This window comes from Streptomyces sp. NPDC002619, from assembly GCF_042889305.1.
GTDB lineage: Bacteria > Actinomycetota > Actinomycetes > Streptomycetales > Streptomycetaceae > Streptomyces.
Window position 1 is genome coordinate 38834 of record NZ_JBIAQV010000030.1, and the last position, 19830, is coordinate 58663.

Annotated in this window: 15 protein-coding genes and 1 pseudogene; 8 read left to right on the forward strand and 8 right to left on the reverse strand. The window is 69.7% G+C overall.

The genetic code is table 11. The features are described from left to right. Positions 1–264: 264 nt before the first annotated feature. Together ACFYXB_RS33015 and ACFYXB_RS33020 are read left to right on the forward strand one after the other, a co-directional pair. Positions 265–3972 carry a S8 family serine peptidase gene (locus tag ACFYXB_RS33015; protein WP_389588586.1) on the forward strand — a complete coding sequence of 1236 codons (3708 nt, stop codon included), beginning with the start codon at positions 265–267 and terminating at the stop codon, positions 3970–3972. A gap of 206 nt (positions 3973–4178) precedes the next feature. Then, positions 4179–4373 (forward strand): hypothetical protein, encoded by a 195-nt coding sequence (locus ACFYXB_RS33020; protein WP_351347185.1) that lies wholly within the window; start codon positions 4179–4181, stop codon positions 4371–4373. Between the two features lie 37 nt (positions 4374–4410). Here ACFYXB_RS33020 and ACFYXB_RS33025 read toward each other — a convergent pair whose 3' ends face one another. Next, positions 4411–4653, reverse strand: a complete 243-nt coding sequence (locus tag ACFYXB_RS33025; protein ID WP_351347183.1) for a hypothetical protein — start codon at positions 4651–4653, stop codon at positions 4411–4413. Positions 4654–4874: 221 nt separating this feature from the next. On the opposite strand from ACFYXB_RS33025, the gene ACFYXB_RS33030 reads away from it, so the two are divergent. Beyond that, positions 4875–5321: a PaaI family thioesterase gene (locus ACFYXB_RS33030; protein ID WP_389588588.1), complete on the forward strand. Its 447-nt coding sequence runs from the start codon at positions 4875–4877 to the stop codon at positions 5319–5321. Positions 5322–5478: 157 nt separating this feature from the next. Here the strand turns inward: ACFYXB_RS33030 and ACFYXB_RS33035 are convergent, their stop codons facing one another. From ACFYXB_RS33035 to ACFYXB_RS33045, 3 genes are read right to left on the reverse strand one after another with little or no spacing between them, the layout of a single operon-like run. After that, entirely contained in the window at positions 5479–7710 is a 2232-nt protein-coding gene (locus tag ACFYXB_RS33035; protein ID WP_389588590.1) for a xanthine dehydrogenase family protein molybdopterin-binding subunit, read from the reverse strand. After that, on the reverse strand, positions 7707–8708 hold the full coding sequence (locus ACFYXB_RS33040; protein WP_389588592.1) for an FAD binding domain-containing protein: 1002 nt from the start codon (positions 8706–8708) through the stop codon (positions 7707–7709). The genes ACFYXB_RS33035 and ACFYXB_RS33040 overlap by 4 nt, the downstream gene beginning before the upstream one ends. 10 nt (positions 8709–8718) lie before the next feature. After that, positions 8719–9243: a (2Fe-2S)-binding protein gene (locus ACFYXB_RS33045; RefSeq protein WP_351347176.1), complete on the reverse strand. Its 525-nt coding sequence runs from the start codon at positions 9241–9243 to the stop codon at positions 8719–8721. A gap of 261 nt (positions 9244–9504) precedes the next feature. Here ACFYXB_RS33045 and ACFYXB_RS33050 point away from each other — a divergent pair. The 5 genes and pseudogenes from ACFYXB_RS33050 to ACFYXB_RS33070 form a co-directional block, all read left to right on the forward strand. After that, positions 9505–9699: pseudogene (locus tag ACFYXB_RS33050) on the forward strand (IS982 family transposase); the annotation flags it as partial. A 61-nt stretch (positions 9700–9760) separates the two neighbouring features. After that, positions 9761–10309 (forward strand): FABP family protein, encoded by a 549-nt coding sequence (locus ACFYXB_RS33055; protein ID WP_351347166.1) that lies wholly within the window; start codon positions 9761–9763, stop codon positions 10307–10309. Positions 10310–10456: 147 nt separating this feature from the next. Continuing rightward, positions 10457–10945, forward strand: a complete 489-nt coding sequence (locus ACFYXB_RS33060; protein WP_351347164.1) for a carboxymuconolactone decarboxylase family protein — start codon at positions 10457–10459, stop codon at positions 10943–10945. A gap of 190 nt (positions 10946–11135) precedes the next feature. Beyond that, complete coding sequence (locus tag ACFYXB_RS33065) at positions 11136–12833, forward strand: stealth family protein (RefSeq protein ID WP_389588595.1); 1698 nt, start codon at positions 11136–11138, stop codon at positions 12831–12833. A 13-nt stretch (positions 12834–12846) separates the two neighbouring features. Beyond that, positions 12847–14664: a stealth family protein gene (locus ACFYXB_RS33070; protein WP_389588597.1), complete on the forward strand. Its 1818-nt coding sequence runs from the start codon at positions 12847–12849 to the stop codon at positions 14662–14664. A 19-nt stretch (positions 14665–14683) separates the two neighbouring features. Here the strand turns inward: ACFYXB_RS33070 and ACFYXB_RS33075 are convergent, their stop codons facing one another. The 4 genes from ACFYXB_RS33075 to helR form a co-directional block, all read right to left on the reverse strand. Then, positions 14684–15349, reverse strand: coding sequence for a GntR family transcriptional regulator (locus ACFYXB_RS33075; RefSeq protein WP_389588599.1), 666 nt, complete (start codon positions 15347–15349; stop codon positions 14684–14686). Between the two features lie 41 nt (positions 15350–15390). Beyond that, the gene (locus ACFYXB_RS33080; RefSeq protein WP_389588601.1) at positions 15391–16074 is read right to left on the reverse strand and encodes a helix-turn-helix transcriptional regulator; all 684 of its coding nucleotides are present in this window, start codon (positions 16072–16074) and stop codon (positions 15391–15393) included. 268 nt (positions 16075–16342) lie between these two features. Next, the gene (locus tag ACFYXB_RS33085; protein ID WP_389588603.1) at positions 16343–16912 is read right to left on the reverse strand and encodes a YciI family protein; all 570 of its coding nucleotides are present in this window, start codon (positions 16910–16912) and stop codon (positions 16343–16345) included. A gap of 79 nt (positions 16913–16991) precedes the next feature. Beyond that, positions 16992–19139, reverse strand: coding sequence for an RNA polymerase recycling motor ATPase HelR (gene helR, locus ACFYXB_RS33090; protein WP_389588605.1), 2148 nt, complete (start codon positions 19137–19139; stop codon positions 16992–16994). Positions 19140–19830: the final 691 nt, after the last annotated feature.

The window sequence follows — 19830 nt, forward strand, 5'->3', positions numbered from 1 at the left end:
GGCCGTTGATGACCTGCCGGTCCTCCGCGCGCGGCCGTTCAGTCGAGGCCCGAGGAATCAGCCGAGCGAGCAACTCCCACTCCGGCCCGGTGAGTTCATGGCGGCGTAGCACCCAGCCGTGATCCGGCATCCGATGATCTTTGAAGACGGAGTTGCGCAGTTGTGCCATGACGCATACACGACAGCCCTAGCCATTGCTGGAGGCCGAGGGCGCATCCATGATCCGGATCAACTTCCGTCCCTCACACCCTTCAGAGGTTCTTCATGCCCAACATGCCCGTGCCCAGACGACGGTTGATCGCGCTCGGCGCGGTCGCCGCCCTGGCACTCGGGGTCATACCGGCCACCGCCGCCGTGTCCACGGATCCAGGCACCCCGGTGCCGGCCGGGGCCGCGCAGCAACCACCGGGGCACGGCGGCACGCACACCGTCACCCTGATCACCGGTGACAAGGTCACCATCGGCACCGCGGCCGACGGCAGCGTCGTCCGGTCCTTCGAAGCCGCGAGCGGGGCCACCGCGGGCTTCCATCGTGCCGTCATCGACGGGGCGACGTATGTGTATCCCGATGCCGTCCTGCCGTACGTCAGCACCGGAAAGCTGGACAAGCAGTTGTTCAACGTGACCCGGCTGATCGCCGACGGTTACGACGACGCGCACGCCTCGCGGCTGCCCCTCATCGTGCGCTACACCGACACCGCCGCCAGATCACGAACCCGGCCCGAGGTGGCCGGCTCGGACGTCGTCCGGCGGCTGGACAGCATCCAGGGTGCGGCCCTCACGCAAAGCCGCAAGCAGGCCCCGACGTTCTGGTCCGCGCTCACCGGCGGTCAGAAGGCGGCCCGTTCGGCGAAGCCCGCCTTCGCCGGCGGTATCGCCAAGGTCTGGCTCGACGGCAAGGTGACGGCCGACCTCGCCGAATCGACGGCCCAGATCGGCGCCCAGCAGGTCTGGGCGGAGGGGAACACCGGCAAGGGCGTGAAGGTCGCGGTGCTCGACAGCGGCGTGGACGCCGAACACCCGGACCTGGCCGGACAGGTCGACACCAGCGCCAGCTTCGTCCCCTACGAGGAGGACGTCACCGACTACAACGGTCACGGCACCCACGTCGCCTCGACCATCGCCGGCACCGGCAGCGCCTCCGACGGCATGGAGCGGGGCGTCGCGTCCGGTGCCCGGCTGGCCATCGGCAAGGTGCTGGACACCGAGGGCAGGGGCCAGGAGTCCTGGATCATCGCGGGCATGGAGTGGGCCGCCCAGGACCAGCACGCCAAGGTCATCAGCATGAGCCTGGGCGGCGGCGGTGACGCCACCGACCCGATGAGCCAGACCGTCGACCGGCTCAGCAAGGAGACCGGCGCACTGTTCGTCATCGCGGCGGGCAACGGTGGCCCGAAATCCATCAGCAGCCCCGGTGCCGCCGACGCCGCGCTGACCGTCGGCGCCGTCGACTCCGCGGACCGGCTGGCCGACTTCTCCAGCCAGGGCCCGCGCGGCGGCGACGCGGGGCTGAAGCCCGAACTCACCGCGCCCGGCGTCGACATCCTCGCCGCCCGCTCCCACTACAGGCGGGGTTCCGGCTACTACACCACGATGAGCGGTACGTCGATGGCGACGCCACATGTCGCGGGCGCCGCCGCCCTGCTCGCCTCCGAGCATCCCGACTGGAGCGGTGCACAGTTGAAGGAGGCACTGGTCAGCAGCGTCAAGGCAACCCCGTCGTACACGCCGTACCAGGCGGGCGCAGGTCGGCTGGACGCGCTGAAGGCGGTGCACGCCACGGTCTTCGCCACCGCGAGTGCCTCCTCCGGTTTCCACACCTGGCCCCCGAAGCCGGGAGAGACCGATGTCCGGAAGGTGACGTACACCAATGTCGGTGACGCGCCGGTCAGCCTGGACCTGGCGGTGGACGGCACCGTCCCCGCAGGGTTGTTCACGCTGTCGGACGACCGGATCACCGTGCCCGCGCACGGCACCGCCTCGGTCGATCTGACCGCACATTTGGACCGTCTGACGGCCGATCAGCCGGTCAGCGCCATGGTCACCGGTACGGACAGCGCCGGTTCGGTACGGGCCCGGACCCTGATCGGCGCCGCCCAGGAGGGGCAGCGGCAGAATCTGACCGTCGTCGCCAAGGACCGGTCGGGCAGGCCGTTGGCCGGCCGGGTCCTCCTCACCGCCGAGCATCTCTTCACCGTGCTGGATCTCGACGACTCCGGCACCGGCACGGTGCGGCTGCCTGTCGGCAACTACAGCGGATGGCTCACCGCCGATGTGCGCGGGGCCAACGGGCCGCACTCGCTGGGCATGGCACTGCTCGCGTTCAACGACGTGGAGTTGGACCAGGACCGTACCGTCTCGCTGGACGGTCGGAAGGCCCGGCAGGTCCTGGCGCGCGTACCGGAGCAGACCACCGCTGTCGCACCGCGCCTGGACGTCCACCGTTCGTTCTCCGACAGCCTGGTCGAGTCGTCCATGCTGCCCGACGAGTCGTACGACAGCATCTGGGCGCTCCCGACGGGCAAGAAGGTCACCACCGGCGAGTTCGAGTTCGGTGCCCGCTTCCGTCTGGAGCAGCCGGCGCTGACCGTGGGCACGAGGTCGGAGACGTACGCGGACCCGCTGGTCAAGCGTGCGGCGAAGCCGCTGCCGGCCGGCACTCGGACGCTCACCGCGGTCTACGCCGGCGAGGGCACGGCGCAGGAACTGGCCAGGCACAACGTGCGTGGCAAGGCAGTGGTCGTCCGTGGCGACGGCCCGGCCGCGATCCAGGCACAGGCGGAGGCCGCCGCGGCCGGGGGTGCTCAGCTGCTCCTGGTCGCCCATGACGGCATCGGCCGGCTGCGGCCCTGGAACGAGACTCCCTGGAGCCCCGAGAGCCCGGCACCGCTGACCGTGGCGACCCTCAACGCCGACCAGGGCACCGACCTGATCGACGCGCTCCAGCACGGAACGGTCGACCTGAAGGTCATCTCGCACCCCACCACCGACTACCTCTTCGACGTGGTGCACCACTGGTCCGGTGCCGTCCCGGCCGACCCGACCTGGCGGGAGGAGCCGAAGGATCTGGGCAGGGTCGACGTCTCCTTCCGTAACCACCGGCCCGGCAAGGCGATGGAGTTCCGTGCCGACGTCTGGCGGGGCTGGGCGGTCGGCAACCAGCTCACGACCCCCGCCCAGGGGGCGCGGACCGACTGGGTCACCTCCGATGCCGCCTGGCTGGACGACGCCTTCATCCCGGGCGAGACCGGGCAGCACTCCATCGACGTACTTCGCTACCCGGCGCGGAAGACCGGAAAGGTCAGCTGGTTCGGGCCGATTCAGCGGCCCCGGATGGGACCGATCGGTTACCAGCCGGTGCGTTACCTCGACACGATGTACATCACCGCGCCCGGCTGGGGCGACTCCGGGGCCGGGCACGTGGGCGAAGCGCACGGCAACTTCGACGTCAAGGACTGGATGTCCCTGTACCAGGGCGATCAGCAGCTCGACTGGGGCAACTCGGAATACCTGCCGGTCGCCGGGCTCGCCCCGGAGCGGCTGCCGTACCGTCTGGTGGTCGACAACGACCGCGGGACCTGGGCCAACCCGTACTCGACGCACACGCTGACCGAGTGGGGCTTCACCTCCGCGGCCACGGGCACCGAGTCGACCGAGTCCCTGCCGCTGATCCAGCTCGACTACGGCATCGACACGGACAGGACCGGCCGGGCCGACCGGCACGCCAAGCTGACGGTGACCGCCTCGCACCTGCCCGGTACCACCACCGCCATCGGGAAGCCCTCCCTCGAGGTCTCCTACGACGACGGCAGGACCTGGCAGCGGAGCGGCCTGACCCGCACCGGTGACGGATGGGGGACGAGCCTGAGCGCACCGAAGTCGGCGGACTTCGCCACGCTTCGGGTCACGGCCGGGGACGACGACGGCAACACCGTTTCCCAGACGATCACCCGGGCCTTCGGCCTGCGCTGACACGGAGCGGGTGGTGCCCGTCGGGCGGGGCGAGTGCCGGCCCGTCTGGCGCAGCAGGGGCCACGGCCGGGACCGTATCGGTTCCGGCCGTGGCCGCAACCAGAACAAGACATCGTCACCTGCTTGACAGGTTACCCCGCACAGGTCAGACTTGCGGCACCTGAACACGACGGAACTGTCCGCCGCGGATCAAGCGGAGGTTGACGATGGAAACCCACAGCACGATGGACAGCGCTGCGATGGCCCGCCACGCACGCTTCGGCAAGCTGCCCGAGCGCATCTCCTACTCGGACATGGTCGAGGAGAAGCCCGCCGTCCCGAGTGACCCGGCGCGCGACGCGTACAACCCCGAGGGCTCGTGGATGAACTTCTCCTGTTTCGCGGCGGACCTGGGTCTCTAGAGAGCGCCCGTGGAGCAGGTCTGATGGGCCTGCCGGCCTACGAGCGGAGTTCCGGGGGCTCCTCGTCGAAGCCCAGGTCGGCCTCGACGTCGTAGCCCACCGGGTTGTGTCCCGGTGCGGGGTGGGCGATGTCGGTGGCGAGATCGAAGGCGGCGCTCTCGGCGGCCTCGTCGAGGGCCTCCTCCTCCCGGCGTCGCACCGCCTGCTCATGGTGCTCGTTGATCCGCTCGACGATGCCGCGGACGCCAGGCCGGTGGCCGGACCGCTCAGATTCGCTCATGTCCCAATCTTTGGCGTGGACGGTGCACTTCATGACACCGCCAGGTGAATTGACGGTGACGTCACCGGCCGCTCGACGATCCGGCCGGCGCGGACGGCGACCAGCCGGCCACCTTTCTTCGTGTCCGATGCCGTTCGGGTGAGCCGACGCCGGTGACCGATGGCTCACGGGATCGCAGAGGGCAAGGATGGAAAACTCGGCCATTCACCCAGGGAGATGTGATGAGCGGACGGTCCGGCCCGTTCTGGGACGCGGTGGAGGGGCACTCGCCGATGCCCCGCGGGGCAGCCACCCTCGGATGGGAATTCATCGACGCGGACGTCGAGTACGGCACGATTCGTCTGGCGTTCAACGCGGGCGAGGACTTCACCAATCCGTCAGGCAACGTGCTGGGCGCCTTTCTGGCCGCGATGCTCTACGACACCGTCGGCCCCACCCTGCTCGCCACACTCCAGCCGGACCAGTTCCAGTCCACCATGGAGCTCAAGGCCTCCTTCCTCCGCCCGGTACGCCCCGGGCGACTCTTCGCGAACGGCCGCGTGGTGCACCGCGTAGGCGACATCGCCTACTTGGAAGCTTCCCTGTTCGACGCAGACGACGCCGTGATCGCAACCGCCGGCGCCACGGCTCGAGTCAACCCGCTCGACGGCGCGGGCAGCGCGGTATGACATCGCTCGGCCGTCAGTAACGAACCCTTCCAACTTGCCTCACCAGCCGGGAAGTTCGCCGCGTTCGGGGCTCATCACGGCTGCTCATCCCCGCGGCGATCGCCGTGCCGGCCGTCCCCACCACGACCGACGCCGCCCGTGCGTGCGGGCTCCGGCGTCACAGCAGGTCCTCGATCGTGATCGGTATCTTCCGCACCCGGTGTCCGGTCGCGTGGTGGACGGCGTTCGCGATCGCGGCCGCGGCACCGACCTGCCCGATCTCGCCGACGCCCTTGACGCCCAGCGGATTCACCACGTCGTCCTCGACCTCGATCAGCTCGACGTCGACATCGGGCGCGTCCGCGTTGACCGCGACCAGGTACTCCCCCAGGCTCGTGTTGGCCCAGCGGCCGGTGCGCGGATGCGTGTAGTTGGCCTCCAGGAGCGCTTGGCTCAGGCCCCAGAGCATGCCGCCCATCAGCTGGCTGCGGGCCGTCTTCGGGTTGAGCACCCGGCCGGGCGCGAAGGCTCCGGTCATGCGCCGCACCCGGACCACACCGAGGTCTCGGTCCACGGCCACCTCGGCGAACTGCGCGCCGAAGGTCAACATCGCGAACTCGGCGTCGCCGCCCGGCGGATCCCACACGCCGGACGCCTCGGCATCGGGCTGGAAGTTGCGCTGCAGGAGGTCGGTGTACGAGTCGGACGCGGTCCCGGCCGTCATCACCCCGTCCCGCACCACGACGTCGACGGGATCGGCGCCGTACAGCGGCGAGTTGGCGTCGGCGACGCAACGGGAGATGAACTGGTTGCGCAGAGCGGTCGCGGCGCTGTGCACGGCGGCGCTGATCATGCCCGATCCCTCGGAGCCCACCGCGGCCGCGATGTTGGGCAGGTCCGTGTCGCCGTACTCGAACCGGCAGCGCTCCACCGGCATACCCAAGGCGTCGGCGGCGACCTGGGTCATGACCGTGGCGACCCCCGTGCCGAAGTCGGGAGTGGCGGCCTGGACGACCGCCGTACCGTCGGAGTAGAGGCGGGCGCGGGCGCGCTGCGGATTGCCGGGCAGGGCGACGGGAAAACCGGCGCCGGCCATGCCCGTGCCGATCAGCCAGTTCCCCTCGCGCCGCACACCCGGCCGTGGATCGCGTTTCTCCCAGCCGAAGCGCGCGGCGCCGCGTTGGTAGCACTCCCGCAGTCCGTTGCTGGACCACGGCAGGCCCGAGGAGGGGCTCACGTCCGCGTAGTTGCGAAGTCGCAGCTCGATCGGATCCATGCCGAGCGTATGGGCCAGTTCGTCCATCGCGCACTCGAGCGCGAGCATGCCGCTTGCCTCGCCCGGCGCCCGCATGAACGTCGGCGTCATCGTGTTGGCGCGGAAGATCCAGTAGACGCCCTCGAAGTTCGGGCACGCGTATATCTCCGACGAGACACCGATCGAGGGCTCGGCCCAGTCGTCGAAGTGCGAGGTCGGAGACAGCTTGTGGTGGCGGATCCCGGTGAGCCTGCCGTCACGCGTGGCGCCGACGACGAGGTGCTGCTCCTGCTCCTCACGGTGCCCGACCGAGGTGAACATCTGCTCGCGGGTCAGCACCAGTTTGACCGGCCTGCCGACCTCCCGCGCGGCCATCGCCGCCAGCGCGGCATGGCTGTGGATCATGGCCTTGGAACCGAAACTGCCACCGACGTAGTGGCTGATCACACGGACTTTCGACAGCGGGATCCCGAGCTGCCGGGCGACGGTGATCTGGGTGGCGTTGACTCCCTGGGTGGCGTCGTACAGCACCAGTTCGTCGCCGTCCCACTCGGCTGTGGTGTTCGACGGCTCGATCGGGTTGTGGTTGTTCGCGGCGTACGTGAAGGTGGCCTCGACCCGTACGTCCGCCTCGGCGAGCCCAGCCTCGACGTCCCCGCGCTGGAACCGGCCCGGCATCCAGCCGCCGAAGATGCTATCGGGCTCGAACGCCTGGGCACGGCCCTGCTCCAGCGTCGTGACCGGCGGCGTCTCTTCATAGGAGACACGCAGGAGGCTCGCCGCGTGCTGGGCCCGCTCCCAGGTGTCGGCGACGACGACCGCGATGTGCTGGCCCGCGTAGTGGACGGTGTCGTCCTGCATCGGGAAGAAGGTCTGTCCGGGTGCGGCGGTACCGGCCAGGGAGGGGATCAGCGGTGGCTGCTCCGCGATTCTCGGGAGATTCTCATGGGTCAGGACGGCGAGTACGCCCTCTTCCGCCTGGGCGTCGGTAGCGTCGATGCCGGTGACACGGCCACTGGCGATGCGTGAGCCCACGAGACACGCGTAGGTCATGCCGGGGATGGGCATCTCGGCGCTGAAGTGGGCGCTGCCGGTGACTATGGTGCGGCCGTCGACGCGGTCGAGGGGCCGTCCGATTGCTGGTGCGGTCGTCATGCCGGGCTCTCGCTTCCGTCGCCGCTGAGGGTTTCGAGGGCGCGTACGACGGCGCGCCTGGCGAGTTCCACCTTGAAGGCGTTCATGGGGGTCGTCCGGGCGTCGGCCAGTTCCACGCGGGCCGCCTGGTCGAAATTGACCCGGTTCGCCGGAGCCCCGATCAGGAAGTCCTCCACCCGGCGAGCCCGCCACGGTTTGGTGGCCAGCCCGCCGAGAGCCACGCGTACGTCCGCGATCGTGCCGTCCACGACGGACAGCGCGGCCGCGACCGAGGCGAGCGCGAACTCGTAGCTCTCGCGGTCCCGGACCTTCAGGTAGAGCGAGTGGCGCGCCACTGGCGTCGCGGGCACCTCGATCGCGGTGATCAGCTCGCCGTGCTCCATGGGGTGCTCACGGTGCGGAGTGTCGCGGGGCAGCAGGAAGAAGTCGTCGAACGCGTAGGCTCGTTCGCCGCGGGGGCCCAGGGTGTGGACCCGGGCGTCGAGGGCCATGAGCGCCACCGCTACGTCCGAGGGGTGGGTGGCGATGCAGTGCTCGCTCGTGCCCAGGACGGCGTGGCCGCGGCTGAACCCGTCGATGGCCGAACAGCCGGTGTCCGGTTCGCGCTTGTTGCAGGGCGACTCGGCGTCCCGGTAGTACGAACACCGCACCCGTTGCAGGAGATTGCCGCCCATCGAGGCCATGTGACGCAGTTGCGCGGAGGCGCCGAGCTCCAGGGCCTGGCAGATCATCGGGAAGCGCTCGCGTACGACGGGTTCGGCGGCGACCTCGCTCATCCGCGCCAGGGCGCCGATGCTGAGACCTCCCTCCGGGGTCGTCGCGATGCCCGTCAGCGGAAGACTGTTGATGTCGACGAGCCGCCGTGGATGGAGGACGTTCTGCCGGAGCAGATCGATCTCGGTGGTGCCGCCGGCGAGGAAGTCGCTGGTGGGATCGGCGCTGACGGCGGCGACCGCGGTCGCGGTGTCGGTGGCTCGGGAGTAGCTGATCGGCCGCATGGCAGGGCTCCTAGGCTCCGTCACGGACGGCGCGGATCGCGGCCCGTATGTGGGGGTAGGCGGCGCAGCGGCAGATGTTGCCGCTCATCCACTCCTTGATCTCGGCGTCGTCGGCGGCGTGGCCCTCCTTGAGCAGGGCCACGGCCGACATGATCTGGCCGGGAGTGCAGAAGCCGCACTGGAAGGCGTCCTCGGCGATGAAGGCCTGCTGCATGGCGTGCAGGTCGCCGCCCTCCGCGAGTCCCTCGACGGTGGTCACCTCGCGCCCCTCGCAGGCCATCGCCAGCGTGAGGCAGGACAGCACGCGACGGCCGTCGACCCATACGGTGCACGCGCCGCACGTGCCCTGGTCGCAGCCCTTCTTCGCACCGGTCAGGTGCAGGTGTTCACGCAGCGCGTCGAGCAGACTGACCCGTGGCTCGATCTCCAGGGCATGCTCGGCGCCGTTGACGATCAACGAGATCCTGACCGGACCGGGGCCTCGTTCCTCGAGGACTTGTCCACGTTCGGTGAGGGACGGACCGCGTACAGACATGAGTTACCTCCAGAAACGGCCTTCTTCATCGTCGTACCGACACATATTTGGTGCAACCGTATGATTCCGTCATAAGCGATAGCGCGCTGGAGGCCCGTGAAGCGGTGACGGTGGTCTTCACCTGGGAGGTGAAGCCCGGCAGGGAAGCCGAGTTCGAGGAACGGGCGCACGGGATCGAGACGGAAGCGGCCTCTTTCACCGGTCACCGGGGAGTGGCCTGGCGCGGCCCGAGGGGGAGGACAGGCGCTACTACGCGGTTGTCCGGTTCGACAGGTCATCGAATCGATCAACGAGACCTTCAAGGGACAGCTTGACCTCGAACGGCACCGAGGGCGCACACCCGGAGGTGTCATAGCCCGCGTCATGCAACGCATCCTCGCGCTGACCGCCGCGATCTGGCACAACGACGCCACCGGACAAACCGTCCTACGCTCACTGATCGCCTACGATCACTGACCCCTTGGACTAGATCATCTAGGCTTTCACCCGGCAGCGGCACGACCCGAGGAGCGCAAGCGTGTTCGACACCGTACCGGAGCACCCGTACCCCGACGGCCACCGGCCTGACGAGGCGCCCACACCGCACGAGCTCCTCGCGCCCGTGCTCGGACTCCTGGGGACGTGGCACGGGCGTGGCCGAGGCGGGTACCCGACACTCGCCGGGGACTTCGCGTACGCGCAGGAAGTGACGTTCAGCCATGACGGCCGGCCCTTCCTGCGCTACGAGGCCCGGGCCTGGCTGGTCGACGCCGACGGGGCACCGCTGCGTCCGGCGGCCCGGGAGAGCGGCTGGTGGCGGCTGCAGCCCGAAGGCCGGGTGGAGGCGCTGATCACCCAGCCCACGGGCATCGCGGAGATCGCGGTCGGCCGTGCGGCCGAGGGCACGATCGACCTCTCCACCCACGAAGTGGCCCTCACCCCCACCGCCAAGGAGGTCGACGCCACGCGCCGCCGCTACACCCTGACCGACAGCGACACCCTCGAGTTCGTCCACGACCTGGCGGCGGTCGGCCAGCCGTTGCAGCACCACCTCTCGGCAACCCTGCGACGCGCCAAGTCGTCGTAGGGCAGAACGAGGCACGCGGGCCATCGCCTTGTGACACCCGCGGCCGGTGGCGCACGTCACATCCACCGGCCGTCACAAGGGCCGGGTCGTCGGCATCTTGTGTTCGTCCGTGCGGCAGCGCACAACACCACAAGTGAGGACGAACTGATGGAACCCCGTTTCAACCTGTTCGACAGCCCGACCGCCGCGAAAGTCGCCAAGCGCTTCTACAACACCTCGTTGGCCCTGGAGCAGTCGACGCTGCCGAAGAGTCTGCGGGAACTGGTGGAGCTGCGGGTCGGCCAGATCAACGGCTGCGGTTTCTGCGTCGACATCCACACCAAGGAGGCAGCGGCCGCCGGTGAGACCGCGCTCCGGCTCAACCTGGTCGCCGCCTGGCGCCACAGCACCGTGTTCACCGAGGCCGAGCGGGCGGCGCTCGCGCTCACCGAGGAGGGGACCCGGCTCGGGGACGCCCAGCACGGCGTGTCCGACGAGACCTGGGCCGAGGTGCGCAAGCACTTCGACGACGACCAGATCGGCGCGCTGGTCTGCCTGGTCTCCCTGATCAACGCGGCCACCCGAATGAACGTGATCGTGCGGCAGCAGGGGGGTTCGTACGAGCCGGGCATGTTCGCCACGCTCGAACGCGACTGACCGGCGGACGCATCCGGGCCCGGCCAAGGATCGTTCGATCCGGGTCGGGCCCACGTGTGCTACCACGCCCAGCAATTGGCAACTTGAGTGCACGGTTAAATTTCGGCGAAGTCTTCTACAACCTTTCGCCATCCACGTCGGTCTGGTTAGCGCAGGTATGTCGATGGGTTGATGAAGAGGAGCTCCGAACGTGACCGTGCGTTCCTTTGCCCGGCGGATGCGACCGCGAGTCGAGCGGAAGGCCGCCGAGAGGGTGTGGCAGCTGCGTACCATGCGGCGGCGCCGGAGGGCGGCGGTCATGGACCCGGTGCTGCGCCCGGTGGCGGTGCGCGGTCAGCAGTTGTACGGACGGGTCGTGACCCGGTTCAGCGCTGCTGAGGCGGCCGCCGCCAACCTCGGCCTGGTCGTCGCCGCGCTGGAGCGGGAAGGCATCTCCTACTTCCTGGTGCCGGCCTCCCGTACGCGCCACACGCTCGGCGTGAACGCCGTCGACCGGGAGCGTTTTCTCGACGCTCTCGAGGAACAGAACGCGGGGAAGGCGGTGTTCATCGGCAGACCGCTGCCCGGCGGACATCTCAAGCACCCCGCCCTGTTCCTGGACGGTGTGCTGCCGACCCCGCTGCGTGCGGCGCCCGCACTGCGGATCGGGGAGAACCACCTCGGACCCTCGGGCCAGTTGCTCGCCGGGCCGGAGCTCGCCTGCGACGTCGAGTTCTGGGAGGACGGGGCACAGCTCCTCGCCTCCGAGGACGGGCCCCGCCGGCTGGCCAAGGTGCAGCCGCAGGCGTCCGAGGACATCTTCGCCGAGTCCCTGATCGCGCCGCGGACCAATGGCATCACCGACGTACTCCCGGCGTCCGAGCAGAAGCCGGCCGGCGTGCGGGTCGGCGACCGGGAGCTGCCGACCTTCGTCCCGTTCACCCTGCAGACCGTGAACGACGTGACCTTCCCCGTCGACGTCGTCTACACGTGGGTGGACGGCGAGGAGCCGGAGATGCGGGCCAAGCGCGCCCGATTTCAGGAGCGCGGCACCGCCGAGATCCTGGACAAGGAGATCAACGCCTCGCGGTACACCAGCCACGACGAGCTGAAGTACTCGCTGCGATCGCTGGCGATGTACGCCGACTTCGTCCGGCACATCTACCTCGTGACCGACGGCCAGAAGCCGCACTGGCTCGACGACCAGGCCCCGGGGATCACGGTCGTCGATCACCGCGACATCTTCCCGCAGGGCGTCCTGCCGGTGTTCAACTCGCACGCGATCGAGACCCGGCTGCACCACATCCCGGGCCTGTCGGAGCACTACCTGTACTTCAACGACGACGTGTTCGTCGGCCGCCGGGTCGCCGCGGAGCACTTCTTCCACGGCAGTGGTCTCATGAAGATCCCGGTGTCCCCGCTCAAGATCGGCATCGGCAAGCCGCACGCCGAGGAGACGGCCACCAACTCCGCGAGCAAGAACGTCCGGCGGCTCCTGCTGGAGAAGTTCGGGCGGATGACGACGAACAACTTCATGCACACCCCGCTGCCGCAGCAGCGCGGCACACTACGGGCGATCGAGGAGCTCTTCGCGGAGGACGTCCGCCGCACCACGGCGTCCCGCTTCCGCTCGCCGCAGGACATCGCCATGACGGCCCCGCTGCTCTACCAGTACGCGCTGATGACCGGCCGCGGCGTACCGGGCAGGTTCAGCTTCCGGTACGTCAACATCAGCCGGCCGGACGCCGAGGGGCGCCTGGCGGATCTGCGCCGTAATCGCCGCTTCGACTTCTTCTGCCTCAACGACGTCGACGTACCGCCCGAGGAGCGGGAACAGGTCGGCATCCAGATGAACGAGTTCCTGGAGGACTACTTCCCCTTCCCGAGTCCCTTCGAGAAGCAGAACTGACGGGGCCGCGCCCATGGACATCCGCCACCGCCTCGCGGCGCTCGCGGGCATACGCGCCGCCCGGAACCTCCTGGTGGGCCTCCGGCTCTCGCTGTCGGCCCGGCTCTGGGCACTGGGTGCGGCCCGGGCCCGACGGCGCCTGCGGGCCGCCGTCCCCGGACTGCGTCCGATCGCCTTCGGCCGGACGCGGCTGTACGGCCGTACGGTCGCCGGTTACACGGCCGCGGACGCCGTCAAAGCAGACCTCGAGCGGGTGTGTGCCCTGCTCGAGGCGATCGGCGTCCCGTACTTCCTGGTCCCCGCCGACCACGGGACCGGCGCGCCACGGAAGGTCATCGGCGTCGAGGAGACGTACCGCGGTGCGGTCCTCGCCCGGGCCGCGCAACGCTTCGCCGGCACGGCCGGCTACGTCGGCGCCGTAGGTCCCGACGGCGCGGTGACGACCGCCGTGCTGTGGGCAGACGGGAAGCTGCCACGGGCGGTACGACGGGCCACGGTGCTGCGTACCGGCGTGGTGCGCCTCGGCCCCGGGAGGCAGGTGCTCAGTGGTCTCGAGGCGGGCTGCGACATCGAGTTCTGGCGGCACGGCCGGGATCTGGGCACAGCCCCGGGCGCCGATCCCGCCTGGCTCACCGTGCCCGGCAGCCGACTGGAGGACATCTTCGGTGCGGCGCTCGTCGCCCCGCGCCGCAACCCCGTGTCTGAGGTGTTCCCGGCGGCGGCGCGGCAGCCGGCCGCGATGGCGGGCCGCCGCCGTAGTGTGCCGACGTTCGTTCCGTTCGCCGAGCCGGGCATCGACGAGGTGCGCTTCCCCATCGATGTCGTGTACACCTGGGTCGACGGCGACGACCCGGCGATGGCCGCCAAGCGCCGTGCCCATCTGGAGTTCTCCGACAACGTCATCGCCGCGCGCGAGACCGGTGCCTCCCGCTACACCAGCCATGACGAACTGAAGTACGCGCTGCGCTCGCTGGACATGTACGCCGGGTTCATCCGGCACGTCTACCTCGTGACCGACGCCCAGATCCCCGCCTGGCTGGATCCGGACACGGACGGGCTGACCGTGGTCGACCACCAGGTCATCCTTCCGGCCGGTGCGCTTCCCGTCTTCAACTCGCACGCGATAGAGAGCCGGCTGCATCACATACCGGGACTGTCCGAGCACTACCTCTACTTCAACGACGACGTCTTCATCAACCGCCCGGTGCGGGCCGAGCACTTCTTCCACGGCAACGGCATCGCCCGCATCCCGCTGTCCCCGCTGAAGCTCGGCGTCGGCGCCCCGCACCCGCTGGAGCCGGCGCCGAACTCCGCCGGCAAGAACGCCCGCGAGGTCATCAGGCGCTTCCACGGCAGACACATCACGCACAAGTCGCTGCACACTCCGCATCCCCAACTGCTGTCGGTCATGCGGGAGATGGAGAGTCTCGGGATCGAGGAGCTGGAGCGGACCTCGTACTCACGCTTCCGCTCCACCTCCGACGTGGCTCCGGCATCCACGCTCCACCATCACTGGGCGATCGCGACCGGCCGGGCCGTTCCGGCCGACTACCGTTTTCGCTATGTGCAGTTGGGCACGCCGGACATGCGGCGGCGCCTGGCCCGGCTTGCGGCGGGCGAGGACATCGACTTCTTCTGCCTCAACGACGTGGACACCGCCCCGGCGGACAGAGCGGCGGCCCAGGGCGCCATCCGCGCTTTCCTGGAGCTGAAGTACCCGTTCCCGAGCCGCTTCGAAAGGGCATCACGAGTCTCCATGCGCCCCGTCGTGCCGGGTGTGGCGGGGCTCCCGCGGCAGGCGACGCTGAAGGACGTACAGCATCTCGAATGACGCTCCCGGCGTCCCTTCGTCAAGTGATCGGCCTCGGGGAGAAGCGCGTCCTGGCGTCCTGTGTGTGGGCGCGCATGACCCGTTGGGCTCGGCCCTCGTCATGCGCGGCGATGGCCTCGATCAGCTCGCGGTGCTCGACCCAGGCCTGGCGGACGATGGGTGTGTAGTACCGGCGCACCCTGCGCTCGACATGGGCGGCCAGCTCGGCGAGCACGGTGTTCCCGGCGAGTTCCATGACGTGTGCGTGGAACTCGGCGTTCGCGACCACCACCGTGTCCACGTCGTCGGCGGCGACCGCGGCCTCGCCCGTCGCGCACAGCTCGTCGAGCCGCTCCAGCCCCTCGGCCGAGGACGCCGCCGCGGCCAGGCGCGCCGCTTCCGTCTCCAGCAGGGCGCGTACGACGAAGAGCTGGTCGGTCTCGTCCCCGCTCGGCTCGTGGACGAAGGCGCCCTGGGCGGGCCGTAGGTCCACCCACCCCTCGGTGTTCAGCCGCTGCAGCGCTTCGCGTACGGGCTGCCGGGAGACCCCGAGGTGGCCCGCGAGCTCGGCCTCCACCAGGTGCTGGCCGGGGCGCAGCGACCGTGTGCTGATCAGCTCCAGCAGAGCCTCGTACACGCGGTCACGCAGCGGCTGTGGGCGCCCCAGCCTGGGCACGGATCCTTGCGACAGCCCGTTGGACAGCATCTCGGCCCCCAACCCCTCTCGGAACGCGTTGGCATGACGGTCTATGCGGCTGTGGAGACAGCGAGGTGTACCAGACAGGCATCGGGCTCGGCGAACGGTTCCAGCCGCGTGGCCTGCACAGAGGCGCGCAGTTCCGCCAGTGCGCCCCGGATCAGCCCCAGGTGCAATGGACAGACGATCGTGCCGAATTCCTCGGCGAGTTCGAGGAAGGGGCAGTGCCGCAGCCGGATGCCGTCGGCCGACCCGTCGTCACCGGCGATCTGCGGGTCGAAGCCCAGGTCTTCGAGCAACTCGCCGAGCTTGTCGAGGGTCTCCTGGACGGTCGGCCGCCGGACCGGGGGCGGCTGTTCGACCAGATACCGTCCCCAGGCCCGCCCCGCGGAAGTGGCCGCGGCCTCGGCGTCGGGCCCTGTCGACTCGAGCTGGCTGAGCAGGATCCGGGCCAGCAGACGGTAACGGCGCTCGCCACCGCGGTCCATCCCCTGCCGCGCCGTGTAGATCGTGCGCGGCCGTCCCGGCCCGGACCGCTCCTCCTCCATCCGCTCGATGCGGCCCCGCGCCACGAGTGCGTCCAGATGGAAGCGCACCGTGTTGGGATGCACGCTCAGCAGGCCGGCGACTTCGGTCACGCCCGGCGGGATGGCGGCGTCCCGCACCGCGTCGAGCACGGCACGACGACGCGGGGACAACTCCGGCTCCCGCTCTGCCTCTTGCCCACCGGCCATGACCGACAGCCTCCTCTCCCCGACTTACGTCACGGCGCTCGGCGCCCCGTCCACAGCGGAAGTTTCTCCAAATACTACATGTAATAATGGAGTGGGCTGAGCCGATCGTGCGGCGCCTACGGTGTCCGGTCCGCGCTGCTCGCCGAGAGAGGGCAGGATCTCTCGGCCCGCTCCCGGGGAGCGCGCCGCTGCACGGACGGTACGGAGCTGGTCCGGGCCTGCTTACAGCGACTGGCGCACTGAGGCGGACCGGTGCCGCCCGCGCTGATCACCGCCGCCCGCCGAACCGCCAGGTGTGGACCTCGACGTGGGCGTACCGGTCCGGGGGCAGGACGGCTCGTGCCGTGTCCGGGTCCGGCGCTCGGACCAGCGCCGCCGTGCCCAGCCATGCGGTGCCGCTGTCGGACAGCAGCGGCCCGTACGCGATCAGGTCGTCCAGGCAGGGCGGCACGGCGAGGTCGGCGGCTTCCTGCCCCGTGCCGAGGCCCAGCACCAGATACCGGTTGCCGCCCGTGCTGCCACCCGGGAACTCCCACATGGTGCGTCCCAGCGCGTTGCGCCATCGGAGCAGGAGCACGTCCCGGTACACGCCCGCCTGGTAGTTGGGCTCGTCGAGGGCGAACGCGCGGGCGGCGGCGGTATCCGGCAGATCGACGATGTGCACACTGCCGGTGGGCGTGTCGCCATCGCCGTCTCCGTCGCCGTCTCCGTCGAAGGTCGGGCCGCGGGCGATCAGCTCCGACGCGTACTGGTCCATGTACGACCAGTGCTCTTCGAGCAGTTCGTCGCGCAACGGCAGGGAGCCGGGCCGATCACGGTGGTAACAGAAGAACTCCATGGCCACAGACCCTCCCCCAACATGCGACCGGTCTCAACCGGCTTTGTCGTCGGGGTCGATCACGTTGTCCTGGCCGGCGTCACGAGCTCGTGAGGACGACGAGTTGCTGGGTGGCTCGGGTCATCGCGACATAGCGGTCGACCGCTCCTTCGACGCCCTCGCCGAACGTCTCCGGGTCGACGAGGACGACCAGGTCGAACTCGAGTCCCTTCGACAGCTCCGGCGTCAGTGACCGCACGCGCGACGTTGCCGGGAACGTGGGATCGCCGATGACGCAGGCGATCCCGTCGTCATGTGCGGCGAGCCAGCTGCCGAGGATCGAGTCCAGATCCGCGACGGATCCGTGGACGACGGGGAGGTTGCTGCTGCGGATGGAGGTCGGCACGTTGGCGTCCGGGAGCGCGGCTCGGATGACCGGCTCGGCCTCCACCATCACCTCTTCCGGCGTGCGGTAGTTGATGCTCAAGGAGGCCACGTCGATCCGGTCGAGCCCGATCCGCTCGAGCCGTTCCTGCCACGACTCCGTGAACCCGTGCCTGGCCTGGGCGCGGTCCCCGACAATGGTGAAGCTGCGCGACGGGCTGCGGAGCAGCAGCATCTGCCACTCGGCGTCGGTCAGTTCCTGAGCCTCGTCCACGACGATGTGCGCGAACGGGCCGGCGAGCAGGTCCGGTTCGGTGCCGGCCAGTGCGGTCTCGTCGACGAGGGTGTCCTGCAGGTCCTGTCCGAGCAGCATCGTCACCGCGCCCTCACCGTCGTCATCGGCCTGGAGCAGGTTGTCGATGACGCCGGCCATGCGCTCACGCTCGGCGGCGACAGCTGCGTCATTCCGGCGCTTGCGTCGCGACGCCTCCGGGTCGCCGAGTCGCTGCCGTGCCGCGTCCAGGAGCGGCAGGTCGGACACCGTCCACGCCTGGGCGTCCGTGCGCTGCAGCTTCCGAACGTCGTCGGGGCCGAGCCAGGGAGCGCACATCCGCAGGTAGGCGGGTACCGACCACAGGTCTGAGACGAGGTCGGCCGCTTCCAGCAGCGGCCATGCTCGGTTGAGGGCTCCGATCAGCTCCTTGTCGCGCAGGAGCGACTTGCGCAGCACGTCGGCCGAGACGGCACCGTCGTGCTTGTCCATCAGGGTCGTGAGCAGCTCGTCCAGGATCTGGTCGCGCGCCTCGTTGTGCGGCGTACCTGGTTCCGGCGCTTCGAACGCCTCGGCCCAGTCGTCGGCGCTCAGCCAGATGTCGGACCAGGGGGTCGTGACGGTCATCCCCTCGGTGGGCGGATCCTCGTAGAACCTGACGGCCGTCTCGATCGCCTTCACCATGTCCGCGGACGACTTCAGAAGAGCCACATCCGGGTCGGTCTCGATCGCCGCTGCGGCACCCTCGGCGACGAGGTCCCGCAGGATGCAGGTCTGCACGCCTTCCTCGCCGAGGCTGGGGAGGACGTCGGCGACGTAGGCCAGATAGGGCCGGTGCGGACCGACGAACAGCACTCCGCCCCGACGGTGGCCGAGGCGAGGGTCGGAGTAGAGGAGGTAGGCGGAGCGGTGCAGAGCGACGACGGTCTTGCCCGTACCCGGACCGCCGTCGACGACGAGAGCGCCGCGGGAGCCCGCCCGGATGATGGCGTCCTGGTCGGTCTGGATGGTGGCGAGCACGTCTCGCATCCGGGCCGACCGGTTGCCGCCCAGACTGGCGATGAAGGCGGACTGGTCGTCGAGCGCGGCGCGCCCTTCGAGCCCGTCGGCGGTGAACACTTCGTCCCAGTAGTCGCTGATCCGGCCGCGGGTCCAGCGATACCTGCGGCGGCTTGCCAGGCCCATCGGGTTGGCGTGGGTCGCCGCGAAGAACGGCTCGGCCGCCGGCGAGCGCCAGTCGACCAGCAGCCGACGACCCGTGCTGTCGGTGAGGCCGAGTCGTCCGACGTACATGGGCTCGGGGTCGTCCGCGCCGACCATGTGTCCGAGGCACAGATCCAGACCGAAGCGGCGCAGGGCGCGCAGACGTCCGGTCAGCCGGTGGATCTCCATGTCCCGGTCCATCGCCTGCCGGCCGAGGCCGCCGGGCGCCTTGAGTTCGGCATCGAGGCAGTCGGTCAGTTCGGCGATCGCCTGCTCGAGGCTCTCGGCGATGGCCGCGAAGTGCTGCTCGTCACCGGCGATCAGCATCGGGTCGGCTTTGAGGGAAAGCTGGGCGGGAAGGTCAAAGGCACTGATGGTCAGGGGTTTCATGCCATCAGCTCCGATCCGAGGTCGCGCCTACGAAGTCCGGCGCCACGCACACCAGCACCTCGGCGGGCTCGGCGTCACCGCACGCCCCATGAAACGACAACAACACACGCACTCCGTGAATCTCCTATTTCCGCAGCTTCTGGCCTCGGCCGACGATTCTGCGGCATGACCGGGGCCTTGCCGCAAGCCCCCCTGTGCGCTATAAGTTGAGAGTGGCAAGGAGCCGGTGACCTCCTTGCCTTTCCTTTTTCTCGTCCGTTGTGGACGAACAACCTCCTCACGAAGCGGCAGCGCGCCACATACGGCGGCACCAACCCCCGCCGGTCAGTGCGCAGACGTCATGCCTTCCTTCTCGGCGTCCGGGCCCCCGCGCGCGATCCGCGCCAAGTCGGTCATCAGGGAGTCCAGCCACGACACGGTCGCGTAGTACAGGCGCGGTGCGCCAGGCGGTTCCGTGGTGGACCCCGGCAGTGCCGGATGCACAGTGCACCCGGCACTTCCCCACGATTCCCCTCGCAGGCACCGGCGCCGACACGGCGGCTACCCGCGCGCCGGCCGATGGCTTTCCAGCCCGGCCGTGCGCAATCGTGGACGGAGGGTCAGCGACCCGGCCTCGGCCTCAGGCGTAGCGGGCCGGGAGGCGGTGGACGCGGCGCGCCCGGTTCGGGCGGCTCGGCGTAGTGGCGAGGAA